Below are 241 nucleotides of genomic sequence, written 5' to 3' on the forward strand. Positions count from 1 at the left end.
TTTTAGTTTATTATTTTGCTTCAGCAGTTTATTTATTTCCGCTATTGGAGATTATTACTTTTTTGGTGATTCGCTGATTTTCATCTGTCAGAAATTCGGCAATATACACTCCGTCGGACAAGCCATCAGTTGGGAAATTATAAGAAGGCTCCACATTTAAATCTTTTTTTGAAATCACCGCTTTTCCTGACATGTCGAATAAAGTGAAAGATTTCACCGTGAGTGTTTGCGGATTGGAAAC

General features: G+C 35.7%; 1 protein-coding gene. It reads right to left on the minus strand.

Annotated elements, in window-relative coordinates; genetic code table 11:
- Positions 1-28 precede the first annotated feature (28 nt).
- On the minus strand, positions 29-241 hold a 213-nt coding region (locus ACWA1B_RS23465), incomplete at its 5' end, for a T9SS type A sorting domain-containing protein (protein WP_456911100.1).

It is taken from the genome of Flavobacterium xizangense, from assembly GCF_054075145.1.